We start from the raw sequence: 15616 nt of genomic DNA, 5'->3' as shown, positions 1-15616 counted from the left end.
TCACCGGTTAGGCTTTTTTCATGTTTAAGAAAGTTTGGTATAATAAAAGTATGAAAACGATAGATAGTTTAAATATTGTCTTAAAAGCATTTGAAGAACATAAAATTGATTATCAAATTGGTGGTTCTTTTATGCTATATTTAAGAGGTATCAAAGATACCTTTAAAGATATTGATATTATGATCAAAGAAAAAGATTATGTTCTTGTTGATGCATTATTATCAGAACTAGGTGAAAAACTGGAAGTTAAGAAAGACCCAATGTTTATAACAAGAGGTTTTTCAAGATTTTCATTTCAAGATTTTACTTATGATATCATGGCTGGTTTTGGTGTTTATACACATGAGAAAAGTTATTATTTTCCGTTTGAATTATTACAACCTGCAGAAACATATATGTTTGGTGAACTTAGCTTAAAATTAGGCAGTTTGAAAGATTGGACTTTGTTTTATCAATTGATGGAAAGGTATGACCAATTGAGTGCAATTAAGTCATATTATAAAACTTTGTAGTTCAAAGTATTTGCAATTTTATCTAAAAATCGGTATCGTAAGAGATATCGATTTTTATTTATAAAAGAAAAGAGTCTTAAAAAATGCAACAGTTAACTACATCAAGAAAATTATCCATGCTGATTTCTGGACTTATTATTGAACTCACATTAGGTATTGTCTATGCTTATAGTGTATTAAGAGTTTATTTAGAGAACGAACTTGGTTTAAATCAAGTTGAAAGCTCAATACCTTATCTACTAGCTTTATTTTTCTTTGCATTCTTCGTCATGATTAGTGGCAGAATGATTCATGAGAAAAGTTTTAATCGATGGTTGATTTTAGGTATTACATGTGTTGTTTCAGGCTACTTTCTTGCAGCAATCTCTAATGAGTTAATTCTTATTTCTCTCTCGATTGGATTACTGCTTGGAAGTGGTGTTGGTATCCTTTATGGTATACCAGTTAAAATAGTTCAAAACTTATTTAGTAAAAGAAAAGGATTAACCGTTGGATTAACCATTGGTGGCTTTGGCTTATCAAGTGTCATTACTGCACCACTTTTACAATTATCACTAGAACAAACTACACTTGCACAAACATTCATAAACTTTGGTATTGGATCACTTATAATCCTTAGTCTATTTGTTAGTGTTTTAGTATATAAAACAGACGCTAGAAAATTGTATGAAAAAAAGTTAGATGAAATAGAACCATTAGATAAAAAGATGTTTACAATCTTTTTTGTTGTATTTATGATTGGAATTATGTTTGGTTTATCCATCATAGGTTTAACCTCATATATCGGTATTAAAGACTATAATTTATCAATTGAAAAGATAAGTTTATGGATTATCTTGTTTTCATCTTGTAACGGTCTTTCACGACCTTTATTTGGCTATATTTACGATAGATATAAGTTAAAAGTTTCGTTCTTAATTCTGATACTTATGACACTCTTTGTTTCAGTATTCTACTTATTTGTTGATGTAAGAAATGAGCTATTGTTTGTTATTACAATGGGTATTTCGTGGGGTACAGTAGGTGGTTATTTATCTGTAATGCCAAACCTTACAAGAGATTTATTTGGTGAATTAAAATTTGCAAAAACGTATGGAACAATGTATTTTAGTTATGGAATTGCAGCTATTGTTGGCAATCTATATACGAGTTTTATGATTGATCAAGCAATTGACTTTGGCATGATTTTCATTCCAGTAATCATCTTAAATTTAATTGTTGCTGGGTTTATTTTCGTATATCGATATCAGCCTTATCAAATACGAAATTTAAAATAGTTTTAAAGTTAGAGACTTTTAAAATTAGTGTATAATTAAAATATAGTTTAAGGGGGATTTTATTATGCAAAAACCTTCGTATGGTTGGTTACTCAAATGGATTTTAGCAGCGATTTTAATTGCTGTAGGATTTACGATTTTCTTTAATCAAAGCATTGTTTATTTAACAACAGGTATTGCAATACTTGTATTTTCAATTTTTAGAATTTATCCGCTGATCAAATCGCTTAAAAAAGAAGTTTTAAGAACGTTAAATATCGTGGAAATTGTAATCGATTTAATTCTTGGTGGACTCATTTTATATGCAGGAATTGAAGCGACTAATAATGGTGGTCAAATCGATGGGGTTTGGGATTATCTATACACATATAGTTTAGTTGTGTTCTTTGTCCTAAGAGGTTTAGTATTCTTATATTCAGTTGTCTTCTTAGGCGAGAAAACAGAACAACCAAAGTATTGGGCACATATTGGTATCTTAATGATTGGTGCAATGATTTTTGCATATCCAGATTTTAATTCTGAATTTGTTGCATGGTTACTTTTAGCAATCACATTACTTGGTGGTGCATATCTTATTTATGATGGGGCTAAAGGATATGGTGGATATCGTAGATATAGTCAAGAATTGAATGAAGGTAAGCAAAAAGATAAAGAAAAAGACAACAAAATTGAAAAGGAACTTCCAAATACCAATCAACCAGTTGTTGAAAAAGAAGATCAAGATAGACCTTTTATTAGTTAGTTTTAATTAGATTATTCAAACATAAATAGATTATTCCTAAAGGAATATCTATTTTTTTATTTTAGATTTGCTGTAAACGCTTGCAAATAATTTGAATATCAAACTAATTGACTTTATACTAAAAAGTGATAGAATGTTAATATATTTGAACATCAAAATATTTGATGAAAATAATTGGATTGTAAAATCTATCCTTTATACCGCGCTAAATGAAATCGCGTGATAATAAATGGTATAATATATTAAAAGTTTCTTTATGAAAGAAACGGTCGTTAAAAATCTTATAAATAGAGAGAATAATATGAAATATAACGAAATAAAAAGCATAATTAAGGATTTCGAGCAATCCTCGTTAACCGTGCTTGAATTAGAATCAGATACTGTAAAATTAAGACTTTCAAAAAACAAAGAATCAGAACCAAAAGTTCAATTACAAACTGGCGAAGTTGTTGTTGAACAAAAGGAAAATACTGCAGCTCAACCACAACCTAAAACACAATCTCAATCGATTAAATCACCTTTAGTTGGTACTTTCTATGAAAGCTCAACACCAAATGGTAAACCATTTGTTAAAGTTGGTGATAAAGTTAAGAAAGGGCAAGTGGTTTGCATTGTTGAAGCAATGAAGATCATGAATGAAATCACCTCACCGTTAGACGGTACTATTGAACAGGTGATGTTTAAAAATGGTGCTGTTGTTGGTTTTGATGATGTGCTGTTCACTGTGGTATAATCTATGTCAAATCATAAAATATTAGTTGCCAATCGTGGTGAGATTGCTGTTCGTGTTATCCGAGCTTGTAAAGAGTTAGGAATTCCGGTTGTGGCAGTATACTCAACTGCCGATGCAACTTCTTTGCATACTAAATTAGCAGATGAAGCTGTTTGTATAGGACCAGCCAGTTCTAAGAACAGCTATTTAAACATGCAAGCAGTACTATCAGCAGCTATAGCAACGGGTTGTGATGCGATACATCCTGGCTATGGTTTTTTATCCGAAAACCCTAAGTTTATTGAGATGGTTGAAGCTACTGGTATCAAATTTATCGGTCCATCATCTAACGTTGTTAGTCAATTAGGTGATAAAGCGACTGCAAAAACTATTGCAAAACAAAATAACGTTCCAGTTGTAGAAGGTTCTGATGGAATTATTGTATCAAAAGAAGAAGGTTTAAAAATTGCTAATAAGATTGGTTATCCTGTTATGATCAAAGCTACTGCTGGTGGAGGTGGTCGAGGGATTGCCATTGCTCATGATGATGTTGAGTTTGAAAAGGTATTTGAACTAACATCGTTAGAAGCAGAATCTTCTTTTGGTGATAAATCTGTATATATTGAAAAGTTCGTTGAAAATCCAAGACATATTGAAGTTCAAATCATGGGAGACTCAAAAGGTAATGTCGTCCATCTTTTTGAACGCGATTGTTCTATGCAACGTCGTAATCAAAAGTTAATTGAAGAAGCACCAAGCGCTATTTTAGATGAAGAATTAAGAAAACAAATGGGGGAAGCTGCTGTACGTCTTGCTAAAGGTGTAGGGTATGAAGGTGCTGGTACTATTGAATTCTTAGTTGATAAGAGAAAAAACTTCTATTTTATTGAAATGAATACAAGAATCCAAGTTGAACATCCAGTTACTGAGATGATCACCGGTATGGATTTAGTTAAAGAACAAATTAACATTGCATATGGTAAAGAAATTTCATTTAAACAAAAGGATTTAAAGATTCTTGGTCATGCAATTGAATGCCGTATTAATGCTGAAAATCCATTTAAGAACTTTATGCCAACACCAGGCCATATTCATCGTATATTATTCCCTGGTGGATTTAATGTTCGTGTTGATTCGCATATTTATCCTGATTATGATGTGCCACCTTTCTATGATTCAATGTTAGGGAAATTAATTGTTTTTGCACCAACTAGAAAAGATGCAATTCGTAAAATGAGATTTGCATTAGAACAATTAGTGATCGAAGGTATTACAACGAATATTGAATATCAATATGCAATTATGCATGCACCAGATTTTATTAAAGGTACTTATGATACTGGTTTTATTGCGAAATTTAATGGTTTAATACAAGGTGAATTTGATGAAGAATCTATTGGATGAAAGAAAGAAGAAACTGGCGAAATTTCAGGAAATTATTAAAAGATCTCCGGTTGAAACTAAACCAGTAGATATTCCTGATGGTGTATTTACCCAGTGTGAACAATGTAACTCTGCTATTTATAACAAAGATTTAGAAAGCAACCACGATGTGTGTCCACATTGTGGATATCACTTTAAAATAAGTGCTAAAAAACGCATTTCTTTAACTTTAGATGAAGGTAGTTTTGTAGAAATCAATGAACATATTCGTTCTAAAAACCCACTGAATATGCCAGATTATGAAGAAAAACTTTTAAAAGGCGAAAGAATGTCTAAAATGAATGAAGCATTCATTTCAGGAACTGGTAAAATCTATGGAGCCGAAGTTGCCTTTGGTGTCCTTGATTCATATTTCATGATGGGTTCAATGGGGTCTGCTGTAGGTGAAAAAGTTACAAGACTGATTGAATTTGCCGCTGATAAGAATCTTCCTTTAATTATTTTTAGTGCATCTGGTGGTGCCAGAATGCAAGAAGGTATCTTATCTTTAATGCAAATGGCAAAAACATCTGGTGCGCTTAATTTACTTGATGAAAAAGGACTTTTATATATTTCAGTTATGACTAATCCAACAACTGGTGGGGTAGCTGCTAGCTTTGCATCATTAGGTGATATTAATATTGCTGAACGCTCATCTTTAATTGGATTTGCTGGTGCAAGAGTTATTAAACAAACAATTGGACAAGATCTACCAAGTGGTTTCCAAACTGATGTTTTCCAACTTGCTAAAGGTCAAGTAGATATGGTTGTATCAAGAAAACACATGAAAGAGACGCTTGGACACATTTTAAAATTACACGGAAGCAAGGTGAAACTATGAGTACTGTAGATAAAGTTTGGGAACGTGTAAAATTAGCAAGATCAACTGATCGTCCAACAGCTAGTAAAGTCATTGAAAAATTATTCCCAGATTTCATTGAATTTAAAGGCGATAGATTATTCTCAGATGATGCCGCAATTATTGGTGGTATTGCATCTGTTAATAATGTGCCAGTAACAATTATTGCAGAAGAAAAGGGAACAAATACAGAAGATAAAATTAAACGAAATTTCGGTATGCCTCACCCAGAAGGCTATAGAAAAGCACTCCGTTTAATGAAACAAGCTGAAAAATTCAAACGTCCAATTATTACAATAATTGATACACCAGGTGCATATCCAGGACTTGGTGCTGAAGAACGTGGACAAGCAGGAGCAATCGCACTAAATTTAAAAGAATCTATGAATTTAAAAACACCAATTATTGTTGTTATTCTTGGTGAAGGTGGTTCTGGTGGTGCACTAGCTATTGGTATTGGAGATGAAATTCTAATGTTTGAGAATTCGATTTATTCAATTCTTTCACCAGAAGGATTTGCATCAATATTATTCAAAGACAGTACCAAAGCTAAAGAAGCTGCTGTTCATATGAAATTAACAGCTGATGATTTAAAAGAATTACACATTATAGATGAAATTATTAATGAAGGTAAAGGTTTAAACGTTGAACCTGAGGTTGGTTTAAACAATTTAAAGAAAGCCTTAATAAAACATCTATCTAAACTAAAGAAGGAATCTATCGATGTACTCCTTGCTAAACGTTATAAAAAGTTTAGACGCATGGGAGAAATCGAAGATAGCGTATTACAAGATGAATAAAAACTACATTAAAATTATCGGAACTGGACGATATGTACCAGAAAAAGTCATGACAAATGATGATTTTGCAAAATTCATTGATACAAATGATGAATGGATTACAACACGTACAGGGATTAAGCGTCGTCATGTTGCTGAAAATGAAAATGCAATTGATTTAGCATATAAATCAGCTTTAAAAACAATTGAAAACACAAATTATGACGTGAATAAAATAGATTTGATTGTGGTTGCAAGTATTACAAACCCAATGAAATCCCCATCAATTGCCAACTTAGTTCAAGCAAAATTGGGTCTAAATGATCGCCATGTGATGACATTTGATGTCAATGCAGCATGTTCTGGATTTGTATATGCATTAGAAGTTGCATCAAGTTTACTTTTAGCAGGAAATCATAAATCAGCACTTGTTATTGGTTCTGAACACATGACTTCAATTCTAGATTATACTGATCGTGGAACATGTATCTTGTTTGGTGATGGTGCAGGTTCAGTAATTTTAGAAAAATCAGAAGATCCAACAGATGAAATTCATTTCTTCAATGGTTCTAGAGGTGATGATACAGGTATTCTTTGGATCGACCCACTTGTTAAAATGGATGGACGAGAAGTCTATAAATTTGCAACCGATATTATGCCAAAAGCAATCGAACAAGTACTTAAAAAAGCAAATCTAACACTCGATGATATTGATTTAATCATTCCTCACCAAGCAAATATAAGAATCATTCAAAGTGTAGCAAAAGACATGAATCTTCCACTTGAAAGATTCTTAGTTAATATTGATGAATATGGTAATACATCATCTGCTAGTATCCCAATTCTATTAGATGAGTATAAACAAAAGCATAAGGAACCGAAACGTGCATTAATGATTGGTTTTGGTGGTGGCTTCACTTGGGGTGCAGCTATCTTAAAGGTATAGAAAAATGAAATTAGCTATTTTATTTTCAGGTCAAGGAGCTCAATTTCCTGGTATGGGTTTAGATTTTATTGAAAAAGAACCACAACTCAAGGAAAGATTGACACAATTTTCTTTAACCACTAATCTTCATTTAGAAAGTTTACTTGCAGATGAAGTGAAAATCCATAATACCAAGTTTACACAACCTTTAATGGTCGCAGTAGAAATTCTCATTTTAGATCTATTAAGAGAAAAATATGGATTAAAAGCAGATGGTTATCTAGGGTTTTCATTAGGTGAATTTACTGCCCTTTATGCAGCAGGATTCTATAATGATTTTGACTTATTACAAATCATTAAAAAAAGAGCTGAATTAATGGCCGAAATGGGAACTAGAACTCAAGGAAAAATGGCCGCTATTCTATCGCTTACTGATGAACAAGTAGAAGTAATCTGTAAAGAAGTCTCAACACCAAATGAAGTCGTTGTAGCAGCCAATTACAACGCACCAGGACAACTTGTCATCTCAGGTGAGGCAAATGCAGTACTTCGTGCAGTTGAGTTAGCAAAAGAACGCGGTGCACGTCGTGCAATTCCACTAAATGTAAGTGGAGCATTCCATTCACCTTACATGGCATATGCAGGTTCTGTTTTAAAAGAATATGCAAGTCATTTTAAATTAAATGATCATCATAGTGTTGTTTATGCAAATTCAAATGCAAAACCACTTGATAAAAATAATGTATTACAAGAAATTGAAGTTCAAATTTCATCGCCTGTTTATTTCAAACAGTCGATTGAAAATATGATTGCAGATGGATACACTCACTTTTTAGAAGTTGGTCCCGGCCAAGTGCTAGCTAACTTAGTCAAAAAAATTAGTGCTGATGCAAAAGTATTCAATGTATCTTCTTACGAAGATATCCAAAATATAAAGGAGATTTTATAAATGAGTTTAAAAGGAAAAGTAGCCTTAGTAACCGGTGGTTCAACTGGTATTGGTAGAGCAATCGCAACGAAATTAGCGGCTTTAGGAGCAAACATAGTAGTTAACTATTTTGTTGGACCTGAAGAAGCAGAAGTGGTTGCAAAAGAATTAGAACAAACTTATGGCGTTGAAGCAATTGCATTACACGCCGATGTATCTAACTTTGAATCAGCTCAACAACTAATCGATAAGACAGTGGAAAGATTTGGCACCTTAAACATCGTTGTAAATAACGCTGGTATTACAGATGATGCATTAATCTTACGTATGTCAGAAACTCAATTCGATAGAGTTATTAATACAAACCTTAAAGGGGTATTTAACATTTCAAAACATTCTGCTAGAGTTTTATTAAAATCAGGTTATGGTAGAATTATTAACATTGCATCTGTTATTGGTGAATATGGTAATGTTGGTCAAGTAAACTATGGTGCAGCAAAAGCAGGTGTCATTGGTATTACAAAAACACTAGCAAAAGAATTTGCTAGCAGAGGTGTGACAGTAAATGCGGTAGCACCAGGCTTTATTGAAACTGCAATGACTAAAAAGCTTCCAGAAGAAGTTAGAAATGAAATGCTAAAACATATAGCATTAGGAACTTATGGTCAACCAGAAGATATCGCAAATTTAGTTGGATTCTTAGCTAGTGAAGATGCAAGATATATTACAGGTGTAGTTGTTGATATTGATGGCGGACTAACCATCTAATCTAAATGAAAGGAAGACTTATCTCATGAAAAGACGAGTCGTAATTACAGGACTAGGTGTCTTATCTCCAGTCGGTAACACAGTTGAAGAAACTTTTACGAATTTAGTAAATGGTGTTGGTGGTATTGATTACATTACATTATTTGATACTGAAAAATCAAAAGTTAAAATTGCTGGTGAATTAAAAAATATAGATTTTGAACAATATCTAGATAAAAAAGATATTAAAAGAAGTGATCGTATCATGGTCATCGGTACGATTGCCGCGATGCAAGCTTATGAAGATGCTAAATTGAAACCAGAGGATTATAATCCATATCGCTTTGGTATTTATGTAACAAGTGGTATTGGTGGTTTATCAACATTAGAAGAAGGTATTACGAATAAAGCACTTCGCGGACCAGACAGAGTATCACCTTTCTTTATTCCGAATTCAATCGTGAATATGGTGGGTGGTATGATTTCGATGAAATTTAAAGTGAAGGGTCCAAACATTCCAGTTGTTACAGCATGTTCTGCCGCTACTAACTCAATTGGTGAAGCATTTAGAACGATTCGTGATGGTTATTTAGATTTAGCATTCGCAGGCGGTTCTGAGGCTTCAATTAATGAAACTGGTATTGCAGGATTCTCATCAATTAAAGCTTTATCTACAACAGAAGATCCTAAAATCGCTTCACGTCCATTTGATAAAGATAGAAATGGTTTTATTATGGGTGAAGGTTCTGGGGTGTTAATTTTAGAAGCATATGAACATGCAAAAGCACGTGGGGCTAAAATTTATGCTGAAATTGTTGGATATGGTTCAACATCAGATGCATTCCATATGACTGCTCCAGATGATGAAGCTGAAGGTTTAACAGAAGCAATTAGAGTAGCTCTAGCTGATGGTAATGTTGATCTTAAAAAAGTCGGATACATTAATGCCCATGGTACATCGACAACTTTAAACGATAAAATTGAAACATTAGGTATTAAAAAAGCATTTGGTGATCATGCTTATAAGTTAAACATTTCATCAACAAAAGGTGCTACAGGTCATATGTTAGGTGCAACTGGTGCGGTTGAATCAATTGTATGTGTGAAGGCTCTTCAAACATCATTAATTCCACCAACAATTAATTACCAAACTCCAGATCCTGATTGTGATTTGAATTATACAGTAAATAAAGCTGTAACAAGATCTCTTGAATATGCGGTAAATATTAACGTAGGATTTGGTGGTCAAAATGCAGTTTTAGTCTTTAAGAAATATGAGGGTTAATATATGGCGTTAATGAACCGTGAACAAATTATGGCAGTTCTACCTCATCGTGATCCATTCTTGATGGTTGATGAAGTATTAGAACTTGATGATAAAGAACGTTGTCTAGCTGTAAAGTATGTAAAAGCAGAAGAATACTATTTTAAAGGGCATTTTCCAACTTATCCTGTGATGCCAGGTGTCTTAATTTTAGAAACTATGGCTCAAGTTGGTGCGATTGCATTACTTAGAATTCCTGAATTCCAAGGGAAGATTGGATTCTTTACTGGTGCCAACAATGTTAAATGGCGTCGTCAAGTTAGACCAGGAGACACTTTAAAAGTTGAAACTAAATTAACAAAGATTCGTGGACCATTTGTCTTTGGTACAGCTCAAGCTTGGGTTGAAGGTCAATTAGTATGTGAAGCAGAAATTAGTTTTGCTGTTCAATAAAAAACTATGGCAAAAGTAAAACTAATTGAATTAAAACAAGTAAATTCTACAAATGATTACTTAAAATCTAAGTATGAAGAATTACCTTCGTTTACAGTTGTAAGAGCTGATTATCAAACAGCTGGGCGTGGTCAATTCGACCGTAAGTGGAATGCTGCTCGTGGTAAAAACTTATTATTTAGTTTACTTTTAAAAGATATACCTTTTGATCAAATCATCACAATAAAAGAATGGATTAAGAGTTCGATTTTCCAAACACTAGGTTCATTTGGGTTAGATGTCTACTTTAAAGAGCCAAATGATGTTTATGTTGATGATAAGAAGATATGTGGGATTTTAATTGAAACTAAAAGCAACGAGAAAAACTTTGATTATGTCATTATTGGTATTGGTCTAAATGTCAATCAAATGTTATTTTCAGGATTTAAAGCGACATCTTTATATCTTTTAACAAAGAAGTTACAAAATGTTCGCGCAGTATTTTCTAAATTAATGGCATCACTTTTAGAAAATTACTTTTAAAAAGGAGAAGCCTATGACAGTTCGTAGGATGGCGATTATTTCGACATTTGCAGCATTAATTGCAGTGTCAGCATTCATTCAAGTACCGATTGGAGCAGTTTCATTTACTCTCCAAACCTTATTTGTCATCTTAGCTGGTTTAATTTTAAAACCACAAGATGCATTCCTAAGTGTGTTAATTTATTTAACTGTAGGATTAATAGGTATACCAGTTTTTACAACTGGTGGTGGACCACAGGCATTTGTATCATATACTGGTGGGTTCTTGATTGGTTTTCTTTTCGTATCAATTGGTATTTCAATTTTCAAATCAAGAAATAAAAATTTACTCATTGATATTCCTGTCATCTTGCTATTTGGCCTAGTTGTATTGTATTTATTTGGAATTACAGTTTATTCATCTGTTGCACATACATCAATAATTGCATCCATTACTGCATTTTTACCTTATTATGTATGGGATATTGTGAAAATTGTTTTAGCATATTGTGTGTATTATGTGATACCAGATGATGTTGTAAATAGATTTTTCAAGTATTAATTATAAAAAAACATCATTTATGATGAGATAAGCATAAAAAGTTTATAAAAAAATCTAGCATGTTATACTAATTAGGAGATTAGAAGAGGTGTGTAACATGTTAGAAGTATTAATCATTGGAGCCGGTCCAACCGGTTTATATGCTGCGTTTTTAGCAGGATTAAGAAAATTAAATGCCGCTGTTATTGAATCAAGTGGCGAACCAGGTGGTCAATTAACTGCCGTCTATAAAGACAAATTAATTTATGATATTCCAGGTTTTCCAAAAGTAGTTGCGAAAACATATATTGACGAACAAGTCAAACAACTGGAAAGATTTAAATCAGAAGTTCCTATTTATTATGGTGAAGAAGCAATCGATATCATTAAAAAAGACGATTATTTCATTGTTAAGACTGAAAAGTCAGTTTATGAAACTAAAAATGTTTTAATTGCTCATGGTGGTGGTGGATTTGTTCCACAACGACTAAAAGTAGATAAACATTTTAGTAACATCTTATATTTTGTTAACGATTTAAACATTTTCAAAGATAAAAAAGTAGTAGTACTTGGTGGTGGAGATTCAGCACTTGACTGGGCAGTTTCTGTTGCCGCTTATACTAAAGATGTGACACTTGTTCATAGAAGAAATGAATTTAGAGCACTTCCAACAACTGTTGATGAATTTAAGTCATTAGGTACGATCCTAACGCCTTATTTAATTGAAAATGTATTAGGCAATGAATTAGCTGAAGAACTCGTAATTAAACATGTACAAACAGGTGAAGTAACTAATTTACCGGTTGATTATATTTTAGTTAACTATGGATTCCTACTTTCTAAATCTCGTTTAGAAGAATGGGGAATCAAAGGTGAAAAAGGTTTAATCGAAGTTGACTACACCATGCAAACTAATGTTCCAGGCATTTATGCAGCTGGAAATGGTGTAAGTTATCCAGGTAAGGTTAGATTAATTTCAACTGGCCAAGGTGAAGCAGCAACAGCTATTCAAGCCATCGCAACAAAACTATATCCAGAACGTCATAAACATTTAGAACATTCAACATCAATCATCAAGGAATAGGACTTAAACTTTTTAAACTAAGGAGAAGTACTTATGATTATCAAACCTTCGATTCGTTCTAACTTTTTTACAAATTCAAATCCATTAGGAATTCAAAAAATGATGGAGCATTATGTAGAAGAAGTTAAAAAGTTAGGTTCATTTCATGGTCCTAAAAATGTTTTAATTATTGGTGGGTCTTCAGGCTACGGATTAGCTACGAGATTGTCACTTGCTTTTAATGCTGGTGCAAACACCATCAACGTTTCATTTGAAAACCAAGCAACCACATCGAAAACTGGTTCTGCTGGGTACTGGAACAATCTTTTCTTCCAAGATCAAGTAAAAGGTTTAAACCAAATTCATCTTGATTTTAATGGAGATGCATTTAGTCCAAATATGAAACAACACGTTTTAGAAACGATTAGAGAAAAGTTTGGTAAGATTGACTTGCTCGTTTACTCACTTGCATCTGGTGCTAGAAAAAACTTTGAGACAGGTGAATTAATTCGTTCCTCAATCAAACCTTTAGGTGAACCTGCAGTAGGTAAGACAATTGATATTAAATCATTAACAGTTGAACCATTAACAGTCGAACCTGCAACCGAAGAAGAAGTAAAAAATACTGTCTTTGTTATGGGTGGGTCTGATTGGTACGATTGGGTTATGACACTTGAAAAAGCTGGTGTTTTAGCTGAAGGGTTTAAAACTATCTCATACACATATGTAGGTGGTAAAAATACAGATAATATTTATCGTTCAGGTACAATTGGTAAAGCCAAAGAAGATTTAGAAGCAACTGTACTTAAAATGGATTCATTATTAAAGGAAAAGTACCAAGGTGAAGCATTAATCTCATCTTCTAAAGCAATTGTTTCAAAAGCATCTGTATTTATTCCTCAAATGCCAATTTACGTATCATACTTATTTGATGTAATGACTAAAAAAGGTACACATGAAACAACCCTTGAACATAAACATAGATTATTTAAAGATATGGTTTATGGTTCACAAAGAATTCTTGATAACTTAGGTAGAATTCGCATTGATCATAAAGAAATGGAAGATCAAACTCAAAGAGAAGTAGCTGCATTAATGGCTCAAGCTGAAGCACCAAACTTCTTAGAACTACCTGGTACTAAACTCTTTTTAGATGAATTTTATCAAATCAATGGCTTTAAAGTTCCTGGTGTTGATGAAGAACAAGAAATTGATTTAGAAGCACTTATCACAAAATATCACACAGTAAATTATCAAAATATCGAATAAAAGAATTCAAAGCTAGAACATTTATGTTCTAGTTTTTTTATTTTTAAATAATTATTAGAAAACATAAAAAAAGTTAAGCAAAGGTATTGCGTATTACACAGTACTAGTGATATTATAGTAGTGTGCAATACACAATAGTAAAAAAAGTAGGTGAAATATTGAATACGCAATTTAAAAAAGGGGTTATTGAAATTTGTATTCTAAAAATCGTGGATGATCAAGATATGTATGGATTTGAAATCATTGAGAAATTATCCAAATTGTTAGATGTAAACGAAAATACAATTTACCCAATCTTAAGACGATTAACCGAGCAAGATATGTTTGAAACATATTTGCAAGAAAGTCCACATGGTGCACCAAGAAAATACTATCGAATCACCAATCAAGGAAAAGAAAGTTTAAAAACTTATCAGAATGAATGGCAATCATTCATAGAAAACGTAATGAAAATATTAAAAGGGGAACTAAAATAAAATGAAAAGAAGTTATTTAAATGAATTATATACTTACTTAAAGAAACAAAAAGTTGTACAAGCAGATATCAATAAAGTACTAGATGATTATGAAATGTTATTTGATGAAGCAAAAGATGCTGGCTTATCAGATGAAGAAGTCATTCAAAGATTAGGTAGTGCAGAATCTATCTATCATAATATGAAAGGTGATTTAAACCATTATCAAAATAAATGGAACAAATTAGTAGCGATTTCACCATTTGTAGCATTAATTACTTTCTTCCTTTTAGGTAATTTAGTAAAAGGTGGTTACACCTATGGTTGGTTAGCTTTCTTACTTATTCCAGTAATTGCGATCCTTGTGAATGTTGAAGGTAAAGATAAAGTAGTTGCATTAACTCCATTTGCAGCAGTTGTGACATTCTTTACAGTTGGCTTTACAACCGGTTTATGGCATCCAATTTGGTTAGTATTTCTCATTATTCCAATTACTGCTATTTCATTAAATGTTAAAGCTAAAGATGGTAAATTTATAGCATTATCACCGTTATTAATTACAGTTGCATACATTTTGATTGGTTATTTCTATGCACCATTCTATGCTTACGGGTATTTCCTTTATGCACTCATTGGTTTAATCGCAATCTTTACAAACAAATTAACTCTTTCAAGATTAATCACAGCAGGATTAATTCTAGTAGCAGTTGCACTTCATCTTTCATTATTCTTCTATACTGAATATGCTGATATTGCATATCTTGCATATTTAATTCCAGTTGCATTTGCATTATTATCAGGTGATATTAAATTTGAAGCAAATGGTAAAAGTTTATGGAAAGATGCGCCACTATTGGCAGCAATCATTCTGTTAATTTTAGCAACTTATGCACTTGTATTCATCTTTGTTGAAGGTGAAAGAAGTTGGACTTGGATTATTCTATTATTAATTCCAGTGGTTGGTATTATCAAAGGTAATGGTTTTAAAAACATTGTTGCTTTTACTCCATTTGTTGCACTTGCAGCGTTTATGTTGATTGGAAGATTCTTTGAAGGTTTCCAATTTGCTTGGTTAGTCTTCTTAATCGTACCAATTACAGGGATCTTAGAATCAAAAGACACATTTAAAAAGAATGATGAATAAGAAATGAGTAAAGAGTTATGCGA

General features: G+C 32.4%; 18 protein-coding genes. All 18 read left to right on the top strand.

Annotation, left to right across the window (positions count from 1 at the left end):
* Nucleotides 1-50: 50 nt before the first annotated feature.
* Nucleotides 51-512 carry a hypothetical protein gene (locus PG914_RS00460; protein WP_488821715.1) on the top strand — a complete coding sequence of 154 codons (462 nt, stop codon included), beginning with the start codon at nucleotides 51-53 and terminating at the stop codon, nucleotides 510-512.
* Nucleotides 513-595: 83 nt separating this feature from the next.
* Nucleotides 596-1789, top strand: coding sequence for an MFS transporter (locus tag PG914_RS00455; RefSeq protein ID WP_488821714.1), 1194 nt, complete (start codon nucleotides 596-598; stop codon nucleotides 1787-1789).
* A gap of 64 nt (nucleotides 1790-1853) precedes the next feature.
* On the top strand, nucleotides 1854-2531 hold the full coding sequence (locus tag PG914_RS00450; RefSeq protein WP_488821713.1) for a hypothetical protein: 678 nt from the start codon (nucleotides 1854-1856) through the stop codon (nucleotides 2529-2531).
* Between the two features lie 301 nt (nucleotides 2532-2832).
* Complete coding sequence (gene accB, locus PG914_RS00445) at nucleotides 2833-3264, top strand: acetyl-CoA carboxylase biotin carboxyl carrier protein (RefSeq protein WP_488821712.1); 432 nt, start codon at nucleotides 2833-2835, stop codon at nucleotides 3262-3264.
* Nucleotides 3265-3267: 3 nt separating this feature from the next.
* Nucleotides 3268-4647: an acetyl-CoA carboxylase biotin carboxylase subunit gene (accC, locus tag PG914_RS00440; protein WP_488821711.1), complete on the top strand. Its 1380-nt coding sequence runs from the start codon at nucleotides 3268-3270 to the stop codon at nucleotides 4645-4647.
* A complete protein-coding gene (gene accD / locus PG914_RS00435) occupies nucleotides 4628-5506 on the top strand; it encodes an acetyl-CoA carboxylase, carboxyltransferase subunit beta (RefSeq protein WP_488821710.1) in 879 nt (292 codons plus the stop codon). Before accC ends, accD begins: the two co-directional genes overlap by 20 nt.
* Nucleotides 5503-6324, top strand: a complete 822-nt coding sequence (locus PG914_RS00430; RefSeq protein WP_488821709.1) for an acetyl-CoA carboxylase carboxyltransferase subunit alpha — start codon at nucleotides 5503-5505, stop codon at nucleotides 6322-6324. The genes accD and PG914_RS00430 overlap by 4 nt, the downstream gene beginning before the upstream one ends.
* A complete protein-coding gene (locus PG914_RS00425; protein ID WP_488821708.1) occupies nucleotides 6317-7249 on the top strand; it encodes a beta-ketoacyl-ACP synthase III in 933 nt (310 codons plus the stop codon). The genes PG914_RS00430 and PG914_RS00425 overlap by 8 nt, the downstream gene beginning before the upstream one ends.
* Before the next feature lie 4 nt (nucleotides 7250-7253).
* Nucleotides 7254-8177, top strand: coding sequence for an ACP S-malonyltransferase (locus PG914_RS00420; protein ID WP_488821707.1), 924 nt, complete (start codon nucleotides 7254-7256; stop codon nucleotides 8175-8177).
* The gene (gene fabG / locus PG914_RS00415; protein WP_488821706.1) at nucleotides 8178-8924 is read left to right on the top strand and encodes a 3-oxoacyl-[acyl-carrier-protein] reductase; all 747 of its coding nucleotides are present in this window, start codon (nucleotides 8178-8180) and stop codon (nucleotides 8922-8924) included.
* A 25-nt stretch (nucleotides 8925-8949) separates the two neighbouring features.
* Nucleotides 8950-10188, top strand: a complete 1239-nt coding sequence (gene fabF, locus PG914_RS00410) for a beta-ketoacyl-ACP synthase II (RefSeq protein WP_488821705.1) — start codon at nucleotides 8950-8952, stop codon at nucleotides 10186-10188.
* 3 nt (nucleotides 10189-10191) lie between these two features.
* Entirely contained in the window at nucleotides 10192-10620 is a 429-nt protein-coding gene (fabZ, locus tag PG914_RS00405) for a 3-hydroxyacyl-ACP dehydratase FabZ (protein WP_488821704.1), read from the top strand.
* Nucleotides 10621-10626: 6 nt separating this feature from the next.
* The gene (locus PG914_RS00400; protein WP_488821703.1) at nucleotides 10627-11142 is read left to right on the top strand and encodes a biotin--[acetyl-CoA-carboxylase] ligase; all 516 of its coding nucleotides are present in this window, start codon (nucleotides 10627-10629) and stop codon (nucleotides 11140-11142) included.
* 13 nt (nucleotides 11143-11155) lie between these two features.
* A complete protein-coding gene (locus PG914_RS00395; protein WP_488821702.1) occupies nucleotides 11156-11683 on the top strand; it encodes a biotin transporter BioY in 528 nt (175 codons plus the stop codon).
* Between the two features lie 97 nt (nucleotides 11684-11780).
* Entirely contained in the window at nucleotides 11781-12746 is a 966-nt protein-coding gene (locus PG914_RS00390) for an NAD(P)/FAD-dependent oxidoreductase (RefSeq protein ID WP_488821701.1), read from the top strand.
* 33 nt (nucleotides 12747-12779) lie between these two features.
* Nucleotides 12780-13994 carry an enoyl-ACP reductase FabV gene (gene fabV / locus PG914_RS00385; RefSeq protein WP_488821700.1) on the top strand — a complete coding sequence of 405 codons (1215 nt, stop codon included), beginning with the start codon at nucleotides 12780-12782 and terminating at the stop codon, nucleotides 13992-13994.
* Between the two features lie 158 nt (nucleotides 13995-14152).
* On the top strand, nucleotides 14153-14470 hold the full coding sequence (locus tag PG914_RS00380) for a PadR family transcriptional regulator (protein ID WP_488821699.1): 318 nt from the start codon (nucleotides 14153-14155) through the stop codon (nucleotides 14468-14470).
* A 1-nt stretch (nucleotide 14471) separates the two neighbouring features.
* Nucleotides 14472-15593, top strand: coding sequence for an HAAS signaling domain-containing protein (locus PG914_RS00375; RefSeq protein WP_488821698.1), 1122 nt, complete (start codon nucleotides 14472-14474; stop codon nucleotides 15591-15593).
* Nucleotides 15594-15616: the final 23 nt, after the last annotated feature.

The sequence above is a fragment of the Acholeplasma sp. ORD1043 genome, assembly GCF_057808485.1.
Note: the sequence above shows the minus strand (reverse complement) of the source record. Positions and strands in the feature narration are given on the sequence as shown.